The organism is Rhodococcus sp. T2V, assembly GCF_029269925.1.
GTDB lineage: Bacteria > Actinomycetota > Actinomycetes > Mycobacteriales > Mycobacteriaceae > Rhodococcus_F > Rhodococcus_F koreensis.
This window is the reverse complement of sequence record NZ_JARJBD010000013.1, coordinates 88751-104996: the sequence shown is the minus strand read 5'-3', so window position 1 is coordinate 104996 and position 16246 is coordinate 88751. Positions and strand designations below refer to the sequence as shown.

Annotated in this window: 15 protein-coding genes; 10 read left to right on the top strand and 5 right to left on the bottom strand. The window is 69.8% G+C overall.

Going from position 1 to position 16246, the window contains the following annotated elements; genetic code table 11:
* Positions 1-63: 63 nt before the first annotated feature.
* On the top strand, positions 64-1029 hold the full coding sequence (metF, locus tag P3H15_RS14025; RefSeq protein WP_276137826.1) for a methylenetetrahydrofolate reductase [NAD(P)H]: 966 nt from the start codon (positions 64-66) through the stop codon (positions 1027-1029).
* Here metF and P3H15_RS14020 read toward each other — a convergent pair.
* From P3H15_RS14020 to P3H15_RS14000, 5 genes are read right to left on the bottom strand one after another with little or no spacing between them, the layout of a single operon-like run.
* A complete protein-coding gene (locus P3H15_RS14020; protein ID WP_276137783.1) occupies positions 1022-2182 on the bottom strand; it encodes a glycosyltransferase family 2 protein in 1161 nt (386 codons plus the stop codon). The two genes, metF and P3H15_RS14020, sit on opposite strands and share 8 nt — an antisense overlap.
* Complete coding sequence (locus P3H15_RS14015; RefSeq protein ID WP_276137782.1) at positions 2179-2892, bottom strand: DUF3153 domain-containing protein; 714 nt, start codon at positions 2890-2892, stop codon at positions 2179-2181. The genes P3H15_RS14020 and P3H15_RS14015 overlap by 4 nt, the downstream gene beginning before the upstream one ends.
* 31 nt (positions 2893-2923) lie before the next feature.
* Positions 2924-3736: a carotenoid biosynthesis protein gene (locus P3H15_RS14010; protein WP_276137781.1), complete on the bottom strand. Its 813-nt coding sequence runs from the start codon at positions 3734-3736 to the stop codon at positions 2924-2926.
* Positions 3733-5307 (bottom strand): NAD(P)/FAD-dependent oxidoreductase, encoded by a 1575-nt coding sequence (locus P3H15_RS14005; RefSeq protein WP_276137780.1) that lies wholly within the window; start codon positions 5305-5307, stop codon positions 3733-3735. Before P3H15_RS14005 ends, P3H15_RS14010 begins: the two co-directional genes overlap by 4 nt.
* The gene (locus P3H15_RS14000) at positions 5304-5915 is read right to left on the bottom strand and encodes a GNAT family N-acetyltransferase (protein WP_072945379.1); all 612 of its coding nucleotides are present in this window, start codon (positions 5913-5915) and stop codon (positions 5304-5306) included. The genes P3H15_RS14005 and P3H15_RS14000 overlap by 4 nt, the downstream gene beginning before the upstream one ends.
* 257 nt (positions 5916-6172) lie before the next feature.
* Here P3H15_RS14000 and P3H15_RS13995 point away from each other — a divergent pair, with 257 nt between their 5' ends.
* The 9 genes from P3H15_RS13995 (at position 6173) to mraY (ending at position 16246) form a co-directional block, all read left to right on the top strand.
* Complete coding sequence (locus tag P3H15_RS13995; RefSeq protein WP_276137779.1) at positions 6173-6553, top strand: SAV_6107 family HEPN domain-containing protein; 381 nt, start codon at positions 6173-6175, stop codon at positions 6551-6553.
* A gap of 232 nt (positions 6554-6785) precedes the next feature.
* Positions 6786-7214: a DUF3040 domain-containing protein gene (locus P3H15_RS13990; protein WP_012688068.1), complete on the top strand. Its 429-nt coding sequence runs from the start codon at positions 6786-6788 to the stop codon at positions 7212-7214.
* Between the two features lie 498 nt (positions 7215-7712).
* A complete protein-coding gene (gene mraZ / locus P3H15_RS13985; protein WP_005247637.1) occupies positions 7713-8144 on the top strand; it encodes a division/cell wall cluster transcriptional repressor MraZ in 432 nt (143 codons plus the stop codon).
* A gap of 196 nt (positions 8145-8340) precedes the next feature.
* Positions 8341-9357 (top strand): 16S rRNA (cytosine(1402)-N(4))-methyltransferase RsmH, encoded by a 1017-nt coding sequence (gene rsmH, locus P3H15_RS13980; protein ID WP_276137778.1) that lies wholly within the window; start codon positions 8341-8343, stop codon positions 9355-9357.
* The gene (locus P3H15_RS13975; protein ID WP_276137777.1) at positions 9354-10028 is read left to right on the top strand and encodes a hypothetical protein; all 675 of its coding nucleotides are present in this window, start codon (positions 9354-9356) and stop codon (positions 10026-10028) included. Before rsmH ends, P3H15_RS13975 begins: the two co-directional genes overlap by 4 nt.
* Entirely contained in the window at positions 10025-11875 is a 1851-nt protein-coding gene (locus P3H15_RS13970; protein WP_346348775.1) for a penicillin-binding protein 2, read from the top strand. Before P3H15_RS13975 ends, P3H15_RS13970 begins: the two co-directional genes overlap by 4 nt.
* Positions 11876-12045: 170 nt before the next feature.
* Complete coding sequence (locus P3H15_RS13965; protein WP_276137775.1) at positions 12046-13659, top strand: UDP-N-acetylmuramoyl-L-alanyl-D-glutamate--2,6-diaminopimelate ligase; 1614 nt, start codon at positions 12046-12048, stop codon at positions 13657-13659.
* A complete protein-coding gene (murF, locus tag P3H15_RS13960) occupies positions 13656-15170 on the top strand; it encodes a UDP-N-acetylmuramoyl-tripeptide--D-alanyl-D-alanine ligase (RefSeq protein ID WP_276137774.1) in 1515 nt (504 codons plus the stop codon). The genes P3H15_RS13965 and murF overlap by 4 nt, the downstream gene beginning before the upstream one ends.
* The gene (mraY, locus tag P3H15_RS13955; protein WP_072945365.1) at positions 15167-16246 is read left to right on the top strand and encodes a phospho-N-acetylmuramoyl-pentapeptide-transferase; all 1080 of its coding nucleotides are present in this window, start codon (positions 15167-15169) and stop codon (positions 16244-16246) included. Before murF ends, mraY begins: the two co-directional genes overlap by 4 nt.

Genomic DNA, 16246 nt, shown 5'->3' with positions numbered 1-16246 from the left:
GGCACTACCTATGCTGGACGGGTGACATTCGATTCCGTCAGGGGGCGGGCCAGCGAAGGCTGGGTGACCCGCACCCCGTCCATCGTCGACCGGATCCGGTCGTCCGGCGACGGTCGGGTGCCCTTTTCCGTCGAGTTCTCGCCGCCGCGGGACGAGGCCGCCGAGGCCCGTCTGTGGCGCGCCGTCCGTGAGTTCGAGCGGATGGGCCCGGCCTTCGTCTCCATGACCTACGGTGCGGGCGGGTCGACGCGCGACCGCACGGTCCGCGTCACCGGCCAGCTCGCCGAGGAGACCACGCTCCTGCCGGTCGCGCACCTCACCGCCGTGTCCCACAGCGTCGACGAACTGCGGTCGATGGTCGGCGCCTACGCCGACCGCGGAATCAGCAACATCCTGGTCCTGCGCGGCGACCCGCCCGGTGACCCGCTCGGCGAATGGGAGAAGCACCCCCAGGGCGTCGAGTACGCCGAGGAACTGGTTCGGCTCGTCCGCGACCTCGGCGACTTCCACGTCGGTGTCGCGTCGTTCCCGGAAGGCCACTACCGCGCGCCCGATCTCGCGCACGACACCCGGTACCTGGTGTCGAAGCTACGGGCAGGCGCCGAGTACTCGATCACCCAGATGTTCTTCGACGTCGACGACTACCTGCGTCTGCGCGACCGGGTGACGGCCTACGACGCCGAGCAGGGCGCGAAGCCGATCATCCCCGAGATCATGCCGATCACGTCGCTGGGGTCGGTCCGCCGCATGCTCGAACTGTCGGGGTCGCGTCTGCCGGCGCACCTCGAGAAGCGGCTGGCCACGGCCGCAGGCGACGGTCCCGAGGAGAACCGCGCCGCCGTGCGCGAGATCGGCATCGACCTCGCCACCGAGATGAGTGAACGCCTCATCGCGGAGGGTGCGCCCGGTCTGCACTTCATCACCCTCAACTTCGCGCGCGCCACCAGCGAGGTGCTCGCCCGGCTCGGCGACAAGGTCGGTTCGGGTGTGGCGGATCCGGCCCCGGTCACCCCGGCACCGGTCAGCTGAGCGTCCGGCCCTTCCACCGGGTGCGCCCGCGCCGATGACTGTGGTGTGACGACACGGTCAGCGCTGTCACCGCGGCGACGGACAGCGGGTGCGCGAGCGCGCCGGCCACGTCCGCGGCGGTGAGGCGATCGCCGCGTTCGAGTGCCCGGGCACACAGCCGGGACGTTGTGGCCGCGAGATACCCCACCGCGCCCCACCGGCGGACCCGTCCCCGTCCCGCCGCGAGCGCCACCGGCGGCACCAGGTACGCCACGGTCGCGACACCGAGGACCGCCGCGGCACCGAGGCGGGAGCCGAAGGCCGTCCACAGCCAGCGGTCGTAGCCGCGGCGCAGCGCTCCGGCGTCCTCATACATCCGGCAGGACACCGACCGGCCGGCCACGACCAGCGTGGTCACCCGCCCGCACCGGCGAAGCAGGCGTGCGATGTCGAGATCCTCGGTCACGCTGCCCGCGACGGCCCGGTGACCCCCGACGTCGCGGTACGCGGTGGCGTCGAAGACCATGAACTGCCCGCAGGCGACGGCGGTGGACGGGCGGCGCGACCGGTTGGCCACGCGGACGGGCAGCGTCGCCGCCCACGACCAGCCGAGCAGCGGCTGCACCAGGGCCTCGGCTGCCGACCCCGCCCGCTGGAACGGCCACGCGCAGACCAGGGCCGCGTCGGACGCGCGCAGGGCGGCGCAGGCGGCGGTCAGCGCCTCCGGGCGCAACCGCACGTCGGCGTCGAGGAACACGAGGATCCCGGTGCCTGCCCGGCCCTGTGCGAAGGCGTGCTCGCTCACCCGGTGGCAGGCCGCGGGTTTACCCACCCACCCCGGCGGCGGTTCCGCGGTTCCCCGCACCACCGAGAATCGGGGGTCGCCGCCTGCCGCCGCCTCGGCGGCCCCGGCCGTCCCGTCCGTGGAGGCGTCGTCGTAGACGAACACCCGGAGATCGTCGACCCCGCGCTGTTCCCGCAGGTCGCGGATCAGGCCCGGCAACCGGTCGCGCTCGTCCCGGGCCGGGACGCAGACCGTGACGGATTCGGTGACCCGGTGGGCCGGAGTAGGCAGGCGCGGTGCGGAGCGCAGGTTGGCGGCGGCGACGGCGAGACCGAGCACCGAGACCAGGGAGCCGAACCGGACCACCCGCTCGATCGGCGCAGCGGTCACACCTCCGAGTGGTCCCGTCCGCGACGGCTGCCGAGCACCGGTTCCTTGTTGCGGGCCATCCACGCCAGCGCACCGACGATGACGGCGACACCCAGCGTGACACCGGCCATGATGCCCGCCCAGCCGGCGAAACTGCGGGTGCTGGGATCCGAATACCGCACCTCGGCCCGGATCGTCGACGTGTCGCCGGCGGGCAACTTCCACGACACGATCGAATCGCCCTCGCGGGTGCCGTTGGTGGTGGCGACGCGGGCCGGGAACGCGATCGTGAACTGCACGTCGGTGCCCTGCGCGGGTACCGAACTGAGATCGGCCTTCCCGTCGAGGGTCACGAGGTCGCCGGTCCGCTGGAGCGAGATCTGGAAACTTCCCGTGGCCTGCTCCGACATGGTGCCGAGCTGCTGCACGTCGCCGAACGTGAGGTCGCTGAAGAACGCCTGGCTGCCCACATAGCCGTCTTTCTTATACTCCTGGATGCGCACCTTGTCCGACAGCGAGCCGGGGGGAGTGAGCTGGGGGCCCTTGTCCTGATCGTTCGCCGGCACGGCGGCGGACACGATCTGGCCGGAGACCCGGTCGTCGGCGGACACGCCCATCGACACCTGAACCCGCAGGCATCCCGCAAGGAACGGTACGAGGAGAAGTCCGAGGACGGCGAGGGACGCGGCCCTCCGCGAGCGGGTCGAGGTCGGAACCGAAGGCAGCTGCACAGTCGTATCGTGCCAGGGGACCGGTTCGGTGTCAGGCGTGAGGGTGCGTGTCGCGGGCCCCGGGGCGCCGGACGCCCGGCCGTAGCAGCGAGACCAGCAGGGGAACTCCCAGGATTCCCATCGCGCACCACCCGTAGACCGCCGAATACCGCAACTCGGGGGCGTCCAGGAAGACGGAGTGGGCCAGCGCCGAACCCAGCCACGTCCACAGGAACAACCCGATCGGGACGCCGTCGCGGTGCCGGGTTCCCGTGCCGAAGCGACGGTCGATCCGGTCGACCGCGACCGCCATCACCGTCGCGACGACGAACCACCCCGCGTAGTTCGTCAGCGGAATGTGCTCGACCCCGGGCAGGCCGGCGTCGGTGACGCACCAGCGCCACTGGCCGTCCGCGACCATCTGCGGGTCGAGATACAGGTCCCAGCCCACGACGCCGACGGTCGTCAGTGCGACCCGGACCGCCCGCCGGTACGGGCCGCGGGCGAGTGCCGACGCCACACACCACACCGGGTAGAAGCCGGCGGTCCAGGCGAACGGCACCACCAGGGGCACCCCGGCGAACGCGGGGCCGAGCCGGTCGACGCTGTAGTCGTAGCAGCCGTAGGGAAAGCCGGTCGCCGTCCCGGCGACCTCGGAGACCAGACCCAGCCCGGCCGTCACGACCACCAGTCCCACCGCCCAGCGTCCGCCCCGGGTCACGGCCGCATGGGTGATCGAGGCGGCGGCGAGAAGGACGACCACGAATACGGTGACGACGTCGCGGACCCCGCCGTGCACCAGCGGGTAGAGGATCTGCGCCGCGACCGCCGCCCCCGCGAGAACGACGGGAACGCGGGAGGTCATCGCCGGCGCCACACGCGGGCCAGACCCTTTCGGTCGTCGCGGAGCGCGATCCGTGCGGCGCTCCGGCCGCTCGCACCCGACACCCCGCCACCCGGATGGGTCGAGGCCCCCGTCAGGTACAGACGGTCGGCCCCGGGAACCCGGTGCCCCGACAATTCGGGGAGGGGACGCCACATCATCATCTGGTCCAGCGACATCTCCACGTGCATGACGTTGCCGCCGAGCAAACCCATCTCGTCTTCGAGGTCCTGCGGAGACTGCACGTGCCGGTCGAGGACGGACTCGCCGAAACCGGGTGCCAGCGCGTCCATCTCCGCCACGATCCGATCGGCCTCCGGCGCCGCGAGGTCGGTCCACCGCCTGCCGCCGGTCAGCCGGTACGGCTGCCACTGCGACCACAGGGTCACCTGGTGCCTGCCCTCGGGCGCGATGGTGGGATCGAGGCCGCTGAAGCTCATCCCCAGCACCGCGGGCCGCGGCGGGAGCTCCCCGGCGAGCGCCGCGCCGTGCGCGAGACGCAGCTGGGCGCGATCCGAGACCAGCAGCTGGAGCCCGTGGGTGACGGTGACGTCGGGCGCACTCGGATAGGCGGGGAGCGCGTCGGTCGCCAGCCGCACCACCATCCCGATCCCCGGGCCGACGCGGATCCGGCGACGCCACCGGGCGAGCGTCTGCGCGTCGTACCCGCCGCGTTCGAGCAGGTCGAGGGTGGTCAGCACGTGGCAGCCCGCGACCACCGCGCGGGAGCGGATCTCGCGGCCCGACGACGTCCGGGTCGTCCAGGTGCCGCCGTCGCGGCTCAGCGAGACCACCGACTCGCCGAGCGTGACCGTCCCGGCGTCCGACCGCAGTCGAGAGGCGAGCGCCGCGGTCAGGGCTCCGCTGCCGCCGACGGCCCGGCCGGGCGGAACGGTGTGCATCAGGGCCGCGAACCCGACCATCGGCGCCGTCCCCGGCTCCGACATCGGCGGACCGGACTGGGCGCCGAACCACGCGAGTGCCGCCTTGAGCCGTTCGTCGTCGAAATACTCGTCGAGCAGTGCGTCCCCGGAACCGAGGAACTGCCGGGAGAGGTCGCTGCCGCCGCCACCCGTGTCGAGCCCCCAGAACGACGAGAGCAGCGCGGGCGCGGTCGGCGGGTTCGAGAACGCGCGCATGACGCGGGCGCTGCGCGGACCCCACACGTCCACGAACCGGCGGTACGCGTCGGCGTCCGCGGCCCCGCAGGACTCCTCGATGGACCGGCACGTCCCCTCGAGGCTGCGGCGGAACACGATCCCGGGCCGGTCGGTCCCCGCGGGGGCGGGGGCGAACGCCCACGGATCGCAGTCCAGGTACCGCAGGCCGTGCGCGCCGAGGTCGAGTTCCTCGACGATTCCCGTGTGCCGGACCATGATGTGCGCGGACGACCCACGGTCGACCTTGTATCCGGGGAAGCGTTCCACCGTGGACACCGCGCCGCCGAGCACGGTGTCGCGTTCGATCACCTCGACCGACCATCCGGACCGCGCGAGGTAGCACGCCGACACCAGCGCGTTGTGTCCCGACCCGACGACCACCGCGTCGATCACAGGGGAAGCCCCCGTCCCAGCACCGCGAACGGCCGGTTGTCCCCGGCGAATCGGAAGTGGCGCAGGACATCCCGGAAGCCGAGGCGGCGGTACAGCCGCCACGCGCGGTTGTCCTCGTCCGCCACTTCCGGGGTGGAGAGCAGCACTCCGCGTTCGGGTCTGCGTTCGAGGAGGCGCAGGAGCAGGGTCTCGCCGAGCCGGTGTCCCTGGGCGTCCGGGTGGACGTGGAGTTCGGTGAGTTCGAAGTAGTTGCCGAGGATCACGTCGATCTGGTCGCGAGTCCACCCGGTGTGGCGCAGACCGGAACGGACCTGCTGGTGCCACCACTGCTCGGGGGCCCCGCGGTAGCCGTAGGCGATGGCGACGAGACGGGCGGCCGCGTCATCGGTGGATCCGTCACCGGCCGGGACGAGTGCGCCGACGCCGCGCCACCCCGACCGCTGGAGGTGCTCGTTCCACATCGGCGCCCGGTGGTATTCGGTGCCGTGGGGATAGCCCATGGCGGCGACGTAGATCGACAGCGCCTCGTGCAGGCGGTCGCGGAACTGGGCGGCCGAGAGTTCGACCACGCGCGGAGTCTGGTCAGCGTTCGGTTCGACCGGTCTCACCTTTCTCTTGACGACGTGTCGGTGGGTCCAGCTATATTGAATAGGTCGAACAGATGTTCGATGGCGGGGATCCGGCGATGCTCGAGGGAAGCGAGCATCGCCGGCCCCCGGACTCATGGCCTGACTACGCCCGGCGGGGTGGTTGCACCGGGGTTTTGGAGGTGTTCGAAGTGATGACGAACCCGGTCACGGGACCGACCTCTGGGAACTTGCACCGGCGGGGTGACGTACGCAAACCGGCCACGAGGCGCGGTTCGGTGCTGCTCGATCGCGCCGACGCACTCCTCGCCCAATCGGTGGGGGCAGGCGGCCCGGCGGATCGATTTCACAGCGCGTACCTGGCCGCGTTACGCGGCGCCGGCGCGGTGCTGGCCGCCGCGGAGGGGCCTGCGGCGGGGAGCAGGAGGACACGAACACGTAACGCCTGGGTGCTCATGGCGCGGGCGGCGCCGGAATTCGGGAATTGGGCCGACTACTTCGCCGGTCACTCGGGCACCCGCGCCGCCATCGAGGCGGGAATGTCGCGAACCCTCACCGATCTCGAGGCCGACGAGTTCTTCGTCGAGGTCGGGCGCTTTCTCCAGGCCGTCGAAGATCACATCGGACGTGGCGCAGGTCTCGATTTGCGGGCGTCCTGAGCGGCAGGCGGCCGGAAACGGCGGGAAAACGGTGAGGCGTCCGCGACATTGCGGTGCCCCGAACGTCGTTCGGTGCGGGAGTCCGTAAGGTTGGTGGGGAACTCGTACGTGGAGTAGGTGGTACGGGGATCGAACTGCTCGTATTATTAAATCTAGGTAGCCGCCAAAGTCGGTTACCCACCGTCTCGCACCGTGAGGCGGTGGCCAACACTCCAGTGCCGGGGGAGGTACCGTGCCACTCTCCGAGCACGAGCAGCGCATGCTCGACCAGATCGAGAGCGCTCTCTACGCCGAGGATCCCAAGTTCGCCTCCACTGTGCGAGGCGGTCGCATGCGTGCGGCATCGAGTCGTCGTCGATTGCAGGCGGTGGCCCTGTTCGTTCTGGGCCTGGTCCTGCTCATCGCCGGCGTCGCCCTTCCGATCAAGCCGGGCGGATTTCCCGTCATCAGCCTGATCGGCTTCATCGTCATGTTCGGTGCCGGAGTCCTCCTCCTGTGGGGTGGAGGAAAGAGCAAGTCCGGACAGTCCTCGCGTGGTGGCTCGACCACGCAGGGTGAGACCGGCCGTGCCGAACGCGGTAAGCCCCGAAGCGGGCGCAAGAGTGGCGGATTCTCGTCGCGAATGGAAGACCGCTTCAAGAAGAGATTCGAGCAGGAGTAGTACGACCCGCTCAGCAGTTCAGTGGCGGCGTGGCATGTGATGCCACGCCGCCACTGCTGTCTCCGGGGCCGGCGCCCGGTCGCCCGGCGCCCATTCGGCCCGGTCGTGCCCGGTAGGTGGGGCCAGTGAATGCTCCCGCCCACGAATCCCCACCCTCACCCACCCCGTTTCCCCACTTTCCCCCCTCGGGTCCGCGACAAGCCGTGGAGTAGGGGTAACGCACCCGTCCGGTGAGCTCTCAGCTGGGCTTTTCCGGTGTTCCGCGTCGCTGTGTGCCGGGGCGCGTTCGACGGTGCCCGTGGCGGTGATCACGTCGGGAATTTTCCCCCACCCACTCCAATCTGCGTTGACCAGCAAGTATTGGGCAAATAGGCGGACAACACGCCGTTATCTGCCTTGTGGGTGGGGGAAAGTGGGGTACTGTGGTGCGCAGCGGGGAGCGAAGGTGAACCGCCCGGGCATACGGCGTTCGATTTCGAACGCGGTGGGAGGTGTCGAGTGTTTCTCGGTACCTACACGCCGAAGCTCGACGACAAGGGGCGGCTCACGTTGCCTGCAAAGTTCCGGGATGCGCTGGCGGGAGGGTTGATGGTCACCAAGGGTCAGGATCACAGCCTCGCGGTGTATCCCCGGGAAGAATTCACCGCTCTCGCACGCAAGGCCGCGGCCGCGTCGAGAAGCGATCCGGAGGCGCGAGCCTTCGTTCGCGGACTGGCGGCAGGTACCGACGAGCAGCACGCAGATGCCCAGGGGCGCATCACCCTCTCGGCAGATCACCGTCGTTACGCGGGTCTCTCCAAGGACTGCGTAGTGATCGGTTCGGTCGATTTCCTCGAAATCTGGGATGCGCAAGCCTGGCAGACCTATGTCGAGGCGAACGAGGAGAACTACTCGCAGGCAACAGGAGTCGCGCTCGGCGAGATCGTCTGAGCGTGAACACGTCCCGGCGAATGCCGCGAGGCCTCTGTCCGACGGAACCCTGACGCACTTCCCCAGCGCCAGGTTTTCATTTCGGGCAGGGACCTCGAAGCATTCGCCACGGCAACGGCCGACCCGAGAAGTTCGAGCAGTGAACCCCGGCACCGGGCTTGTTCACCCGCACCACAGAGCAGGAGCCGGAGGGATCATGGTGGATCACGAGGGGGAAGATTCCTCGCCCGCCGATGGTTTCGGTCACATCCCGGTACTGCTTCACCGCGCAGACGAACTGCTGGGCCCCGCTCTCACCGCGAACGACCCGCAGGGCGGGGGCGCCGTGATGATCGACGCGACCCTCGGCCTCGGCGGGCATTCCGAGCACTTCCTACGGACCTACTCCGAGCTGAGGCTCGTCGCCCTCGACCGTGATCCGCACGCACTGGAGATCGCCGGCGGCCGGCTCGCCCCGTTCGCAGACCGGATCACGTTCGTGCACACCCGCTACGACGGCATCGAGGATGCGCTCACCCAGGCGGGTCTCTCCGCGCGGGAGTCGGTGCACGGCATCCTCTTCGACCTCGGCGTCTCCTCGATGCAGCTCGACGAATCGGATCGCGGGTTCGCGTATTCGATCGACGCGCCCCTGGACATGCGGATGGACCCGACCACCGGCATCACCGCGGCCGAGGTCCTCAACACGTACAGCCACGGAGATCTCGCTCGCATCCTCAGCACGTACGGCGAGGAGCGCTTCGCGGGCAAGATCGCGTCCGAGGTGGTCCGGCAGCGCGCGAAGGAGCCGTTCACGACCAGCGCGCCGCTGGTCGAACTGCTGTACCGCACCATTCCTGCGGCGACCCGCCGCACCGGGGGACATCCGGCGAAGCGGACGTTCCAGGCCCTTCGAGTGGAGGTCAACGGCGAGCTCGATTCACTGCGCGCCGCGGTACCGGCTGCACTCGACGCGTTGACCGTCGGGGGACGCGTCGTGTTCATGTCGTACCAATCCCTGGAAGACCGGGTCGTCAAGCAGGAAATCACTCCCAGGTCCAAGTCGAAGAGCCCGGAGGGGCTTCCCGTCGAATTACCGGGGATGGGACCGGAGTTCCGGATCCTCACACGAGGGGCGGAGCGCGCGTCCGAGCAGGAAGTCGAAGAGAACCCACGATCAGCCCCGGTGCGGTTGCGCGCTGCAGAAAGAATTGCCAGGAGGTCGGCGGCATGACGGTTCAGGTGAGTTCCACCGAGATTCGGCCCGCGCGGGCGGACAACCGGTCGGGCGCGGCTGAGCGGGCGTACAAGAAGCGCACCCAGCGCGCGGCCGTGCACAACGGATCCGCGATCGCCGTCTCCGGCAAGAACCGCACCGGCACGCTCACCGCCCGCATTCCGTTCGTGGCGACGATCCTCGTTCTGCTCGCGACGGGCCTGGCCGTCACACTGCTGCTCACGACTCGGTCCGCGGAGGACTCGTACCAGCTGAGCGCCGCCCGCGCGCACAACCAGTCGCTCGCGGAGGAGAAGGCAGCGCTCCAGCGTGACGTCGAGACCGCCAACTCCGCCCCGAAACTGGCGGAGGAAGCGGCCAAGCTCGGCATGGTCCCCGCGAACGACCCGGCTCGGCTCGTCGTCCACCCCGACGGCAGCGTCGAGGTCGTCGGAAAGCCGGCCCCGGCGTCGGGTGCGCCCGTGCCTCCACTCGACGCGGCCGCCCCGAACACCCAGCGTGGCAACTCCGTGGCTACCGCCCCGAACCGGGGGACCACGCAGTCTCCGCGCGCCACGCCGCAGCCCGGCAATGGCACGGAGATCCAGGCGCAAGGTGAACAATTGGTTCCCGTGATCCCTTCGGCCGCCGCACCGACGACTGCTCCACCCTCCGGTGGTCGCCGGTGAGTCGAAGCGCACCGAGAAATCGTCCCCGGCGCCCTGCGGGCGCCGGGACCGCGTCTTTTCCGTTCAGGCAACGGATCGGGCGCGGACTGATGTTCTTGGCGCTCGGCCTCGCCGCCGTGCAGCTTCTGTGGATCCAGGTCATCGACGCACCGCAACTGTCCGCGGAGGCGGCGAACCAGCGCACGACCACCGAGGTGGATCCGGCGCTGCGCGGGTCGATCACCGACCGCAAGTCCAATCCCATCGCCTTCACGATGGAGGCGAAGGCGCTGACGTTCCAGCCCACACGGGTGCGCAAGGAACTGGAGGAGGCGAAGGCCAAGAGCGATACCGCCCCCGACGTCGATTCGCGACTCGACGCGATCGCGAAGGAGATCCACGACCGGCTCGGCGACGCCGCACCGGAGAAGGATCTGAAGGAGAAACTGCACGGCGACGAGACGTTCGTCTATCTGGCGCGCAGCGTCGACCCGAACATCGCCGCGCAGATCAGCGACAAGTTCCCGGAGGTCGGCCTCGAACGCCAGGACATCCGCGAGTACCCGGGCGGGTCCCTTGCCGCCAACCTCGTCGGCGCCACCGGCTGGGACGGTCACGGACTGCTCGGCCTCGAGGATTCGCTCGACTCCACCCTCGCCGGCACCGACGGCTCCCAGACGTACGACAGGGGCTCCGACGGCGCGGTGATTCCCGGCAGCTGGCGGGACAAGCAACCGGCGGTGGACGGATCGAGCGTCGAGCTCACCATCGACTCCGACCTGCAGTACTACGTCCAGCAGCAGGTGCAGATGGCCAAGGACAAGTCCGGCGCGAAGGACGCGTCGGCGGTCGTGCTCGACTCCCACACCGGTGAGGTGCTCGCGATGTCGAACGACAGCACGTTCAATCCCGCGATCGGGGTCGGCAACAACCCGCGAACGGTGGAGATGGGCAACCTGCCGGTGAGCACGCCGTTCGAGCCGGGATCCGTCAACAAGATCGTCACCGCAGCGGCCGCGATCGAGTACGGGCTGACCTCACCCGACGAGGTTCTCGAGGTTCCCGGCAGCATTCAGATGGCGGGTGTGTCGGTGAAGGACGCCTGGGACCACGGGGTCGCGCCGTACACGGCCACGGGCGTGTTCGGTAAGTCCTCGAACGTGGGCACCCTGATGCTCGCCCAGCGCGTGGGGGAGGACCGTTATGCGGACATGCTGTCCAGGTTCGGTCTCGGCCAGCGTACCGACGTCGGGCTTCCCGGTGAGAGCGCGGGCAGCGTCCCCAGCCGGGACCAGTGGTCGGGGGGCACGTTCGCGAACCTTCCGATCGGACAGGGACTGTCGATGACCCTGCTGCAGATGACCGGCATGTACCAGGCGATCGCCAACGACGGTGTCCGCATCCCGCCGCGCATCGTCAAGGCGACGGTCGACGCGTCCGGCAACCGGACCGAGACGGAGGCGCCGGAGGAGGTGACGGTCGTCAGCCCGCAGACCGCGGCCACCGTCCGCGACATGTTCCGGTCCGTCACCCAGAACGACACGGGCAACCAGCGCGGCACCGGGGTGCAGGCCGCCGTCGACGGGTACCAGATCAGCGGCAAGACGGGCACCGCCCAGCAGGTCGATCCCGCGTGCAAGTGCTACTCGAACTCGAACTACTGGATCACGTTCGCCGGGATCGCTCCGGCCGACAATCCGCGGTACGTCGTCGGAATCATGCTCAACGCGCCGACACGCAGTGCGGACGGCTCCGGTGGGCAGTCTGCCGCCCCGCTGTTCCACAACATCGCGTCCTGGATGTTGCAGCGCGACAGCGTGCCGATGTCCCCGGACCCCGGACGCAGGCTGGTGCTGCAGGCCGATTGAGCGAAGGTCGGCCGAATCGGGTTCCGGGAGCGCTCGCGGTAATCTGACACGTCGGCCGTTCAGTGGACACGCGCATTTGCCGTGAACGCAGGGAACTGCCGAGGTAGCACGCTGTATCGATCCGTGCACTACGCCGTTGTCCGTGAGAGTCGACATCCGAGAGGAGCCCGGTGCCTGTTCCGTCCCGCCCGCAGTCGGCGTCAGTGGAGGCGAAGGTCACAGACGGTCTTCGCCCCGCCCAGCCGGTCCGTACCACGGTGAGCGCTCTGGCCGCGCTCGCCGGAGCGAGGGTCGAGGCACCCACCGGAACCGCCGAGCATGTGATCGTCACCGGGGTGGATCTGCGCGCCCAAGGGATCATGGAGGGCGATCTGTTCGCAGCCCTTCCCGGGGCCCGTGCGCACGGCGCGGAGTTCGCCGCCGACGCTCTCGACCGCGGAGCCACCGCGATCCTCACCGACGAGGCCGGATTCGCGCTGGTGTCCGCATTGGGCACCGACGCTCCGGTGCTCGTCCACGACGACCCGCGCGGCGTGCTCGGTGAGCTGTCGGCCACCATCTACGGTCGCCCCTCGGAGAAGATGCAGGTCATCGGCATCACGGGGACGTCGGGGAAGACCACCACCTCGTATCTCGTCGAAGGCGCCCTCAACGCGGCAGGCCGGACGACGGGTCTCGTGGGCACGATCGAGACCCGGATGAGCGGCCGCCGGGTGCCGAGTGCCCTGACTACCCCCGAGGCGCCGCAACTCCACGCGCTGTTCGCCGTGATGCTCGAGCAGGGGATCGACACCGTCGTCATGGAGGTGTCCAGCCACGCGCTGTCCCTCGGCCGCGTCGACGGAGTCCGCTTCGACGTGGGCGCGTTCACCAACCTCTCCCAGGACCACCTGGACTTCCACCGCGACTTCGAGGACTACTTCGCCGCCAAGGCGAGGCTCTTCGCGGCCGACTCGTCCGTGCACGCGCAGTACGCAGTCATCTGCGTCGACGACGTGTGGGGCCGGCGGATGGCCGAGGTCGCGCGCGGCGCACATTCGATCGTGACGACGGTCGCGACGACGCCGGTGCCCGACGGCGCGGTGTGGACGGCGGGCCCGGCGACGGTGTCGGCATCCGGCTCGCAGACGTTCGCGCTCACCACCGCCGAGGGCACGGCGCTCGACGTGGAACTCCGGCTGCCGGGGCAGTACAACGTCGCGAATGCTTCGCTCGCCGTCGCGTTGTGCGCCGCGCTGGGCGTCGATCCGCGCGACGCCGTCGCCGGCATCGCCGGGGTCGACGTGCCGGGCCGGGTGCAGCGGATCGACCGGGGGCAGGACTTCCTCGCCGTCGTCGACTACGCGCACAAGCCGGCCGCGGTGGAGGCCGTGATCGCGACGCTGCGCGAGCAGGTCCGCGGCCGCGTCGCCGTCGTCGTGGGTGCCGGGGGCGATCGCGACGCGGGTAAGCGGCCTCTGATGGGCGCCGCGGCCGCGCGGGGAGCCGACCTGCTGATCATCACGGACGACAACCCGCGTACCGAGGATCCGGCGAAGATCAGGGCCGCGATCCGCGAGGGCGCCCTCGGGGTGCCCGAGTCCGAGCGGGGACAGGTGTGGGAAGTAGCGGACCGAGCGAAGGCGATCGCCGACGCCGTCGGCTGGGCGCAGGCAGGCGACGTGGTTCTGGTCGCAGGCAAGGGACACGAGATCGGTCAGGAGATACACGGGGTGAAGTACCCATTTGACGACCGCGACGTACTGGGCGACGCGATCGAGCGACAGGTCGGAGGAACACGATGATCCCGATGACACTCGCTCGGATCGCCGAGATCGTGGGCGGCGAACTGCACGATGTCGCCGACCCGTCGGCCGAGGTGACGGGAACGGTCGAGTTCGACTCGCGCAAGGTCGCCGGCGGCGGACTGTTCCTCGCCCTGCCCGGCGCCCGCGTCGACGGACACGATCACGCGGCAGCGGCGATCGAGGCCGGTGCGGTCGCGGTCCTGGCCGCGCGCCCGGTCGGGGTCCCCGCCGTGGTGGTCGCCCCGACGCCCGGGGCAGGCCCGAGCAAGGCGATGGCGCTCGAACACGACACCGACGGATCGGGCGCCGCCGTACTCGCGGCCCTCGCGAAGCTCGCGCGCGCATCCGTCGACGACCTCACCGCGAAGGGGCTCACCGTCGTCGGTGTCACCGGCTCGGCGGGCAAGACGTCGACGAAGGATCTGCTCGCCGCCGTCCTGCGGCCCCTCGGCCCCGTCGTCGCGCCGCCCGGATCGTTCAACAACGAACTCGGCCACCCGTGGACCGCGCTGCGCGCGGACGCCGAAACGGGGTTCCTGGTTCTGGAGATGTCGGCCCGGGACCGCGGCCACATCGCCTCTCTCGCCGCGATCGCGCCCCCGAAGATCGGGGTGGTCCTCAACGTGGGAACGGCGCACCTGGGCGAATTCGGTTCGCGGGACGCGATCGCCGCGGCCAAGGGCGAACTCCCGGAGTCGCTGCCCGCGGCGGAGGACGGTGGAGTCGCGATCCTCAACGCGGACGATCCGCTGGTGGTGGCCATGGCCCCGCGCACGTCGGCGCGGGTGGTGCTCGTCGGCAGCTCGGAATCCGCGCACGTGCGGGCCACCGACATCGTGCTCGACGAGAGGGCAAGGGCGCGTTTCACTCTCACGACGACGGCGGGCAGCGTTCCCGTCGAACTCGCCGTGCACGGTGAGCACCAGGTCGGCAACGCACTCGCCGCAGCCGCGGTGGCGCTCGAATGCGGTGCGGACCTCGACCAGATCGCGCAGGCGCTCTCCGGCGCCGCCGCCGTCTCGGGGCGCCGGATGGACGTCCGCGACCGGCCGGACGGTGTGACCGTCGTCAACGATTCGTACAACGCGAACCCCGACTCGATGCGGGCCGCCCTCAAAGCGCTGGTGTCGATGGCCAGGTCGGGCCGCGGATCGGCGCGCCGGAGTTGGGCGGTGCTCGGAGAAATGGCCGAGCTGGGTCCGGAATCAGTGGTCGAACACGACGCCATCGGCAGATTCGCGGTCCGGCTCGATGTCAGCAGGCTGATCATCGTCGGAACCGGCAGGCCCGCCCGTGCCATGCACCAGGGTGCGGTCATGGAAGGTTCGTGGGGTGAGGAGTCGATCCTCGTCCCCGACATCGCCGGTGCGGTCGCACTGCTCGAGAAGGAACTGGCGCCGGGAGATCTGGTGCTGGTCAAGGCGTCGCAGTCCATCGGATTGTGGGAGGTCGCGGACACGGTGTTGGCGGGAAGCACGGGACAGAAGGGTTCGGAGGCTACGCGGTGAGACAGATCCTCTTCGCGGCGGGCATCGCGCTCGCCGTCTCGATTCTGCTGACCCCCGTTCTCATCAAGGCCTTCTCCCGTCAGGGGTTCGGCCAGGAGATCCGCGTCGAAGGTCCGGCGAGTCACCAGTCGAAGCGCGGCACGCCGACGATGGGTGGCGTCGCCATCCTCGCCGGACTGTGGGCGGGCTACTGGGGTTCGCACATGATCGGCATCGGGTACGACGCGGATGGGCCGTCGGCGTCGGGACTTCTCGTGCTCGGTCTCACGACGGCGCTCGGCGGCGTCGGGTTCCTCGACGACTTCATCAAGATCCGCAAGCAGCGCAACCTGGGGCTGAACAAGACGGCGAAACTCGTCGGACAGCTCATCGCGGCGGTGGCGTTCGGCATCCTCGCGCTGCAGTTCCGCGGTGCGAACGACCTCACCCCCGGCAGCGAGCACCTGTCCTATGTGCGTGACATCGCCACGGTCACGATGGGCTCCGTCGTATTCGTGGCGTTCTGCTACCTGCTGGTGAGCGCGTGGTCGAACGCGGTCAACCTCACGGACGGCCTCGACGGGCTCGCCGCCGGTTCCATGAGCCTGGTGCTCGGCGCATACGTGATCATTACGTTCTGGCAGTACCGCAACGCGTGCGAGACGAGCCCCGGCAAGGGCTGCTACGACGTCCGCGACCCGCTCGACCTTGCCCTGATCTGCGCGGCCGGCGCCGGTGCGTGCATCGGATTCCTCTGGTGGAACGCCGCGCCCGCCAAGATCTTCATGGGCGACACCGGTTCGCTGGCGCTCGGTGGCATGCTCGCCGGACTGTCGATCACGACGCGCACCGAACTGCTGATGGTCGTGATCGGCGCGCTGTTCGTCGCCGAGGCGGCGTCGGTGGTGATCCAGGTCGCGGTGTTCCGGTCGAGCCGAAGACGCGTGTTCCGGATGGCCCCGTTCCACCACCACTTCGAACTCGCCGGGTGGGCGGAAACCACGGTGATCATCCGTTTCTGGTTGCTGGCAGCCATCGCCTCCGCGATCGGGCTCGCGCTGTTCTACAGCGAGTACCTGGCAGCGATCGGGGGCTGA

What these genes read in the sequence shown, in the direction of transcription:
- P3H15_RS14010 (WP_276137781.1), bottom strand. Translation starts at nt 3,736, where the DNA reads ATGACCTCCCGCGTTCCCGTCGTTCTCGCGGGGGCGGCGGTCGCGGCG.
- P3H15_RS13975 (WP_276137777.1), top strand. Translation starts at nt 9,354, where the DNA reads ATGACGGTTCAGGTGAGTTCCACCGAGATTCGGCCCGCGCGGGCGGAC.
- murF (WP_276137774.1), top strand. Translation starts at nt 13,656, where the DNA reads ATGATCCCGATGACACTCGCTCGGATCGCCGAGATCGTGGGCGGCGAA.
- rsmH (WP_276137778.1), top strand. Translation starts at nt 8,341, where the DNA reads ATGGTGGATCACGAGGGGGAAGATTCCTCGCCCGCCGATGGTTTCGGT.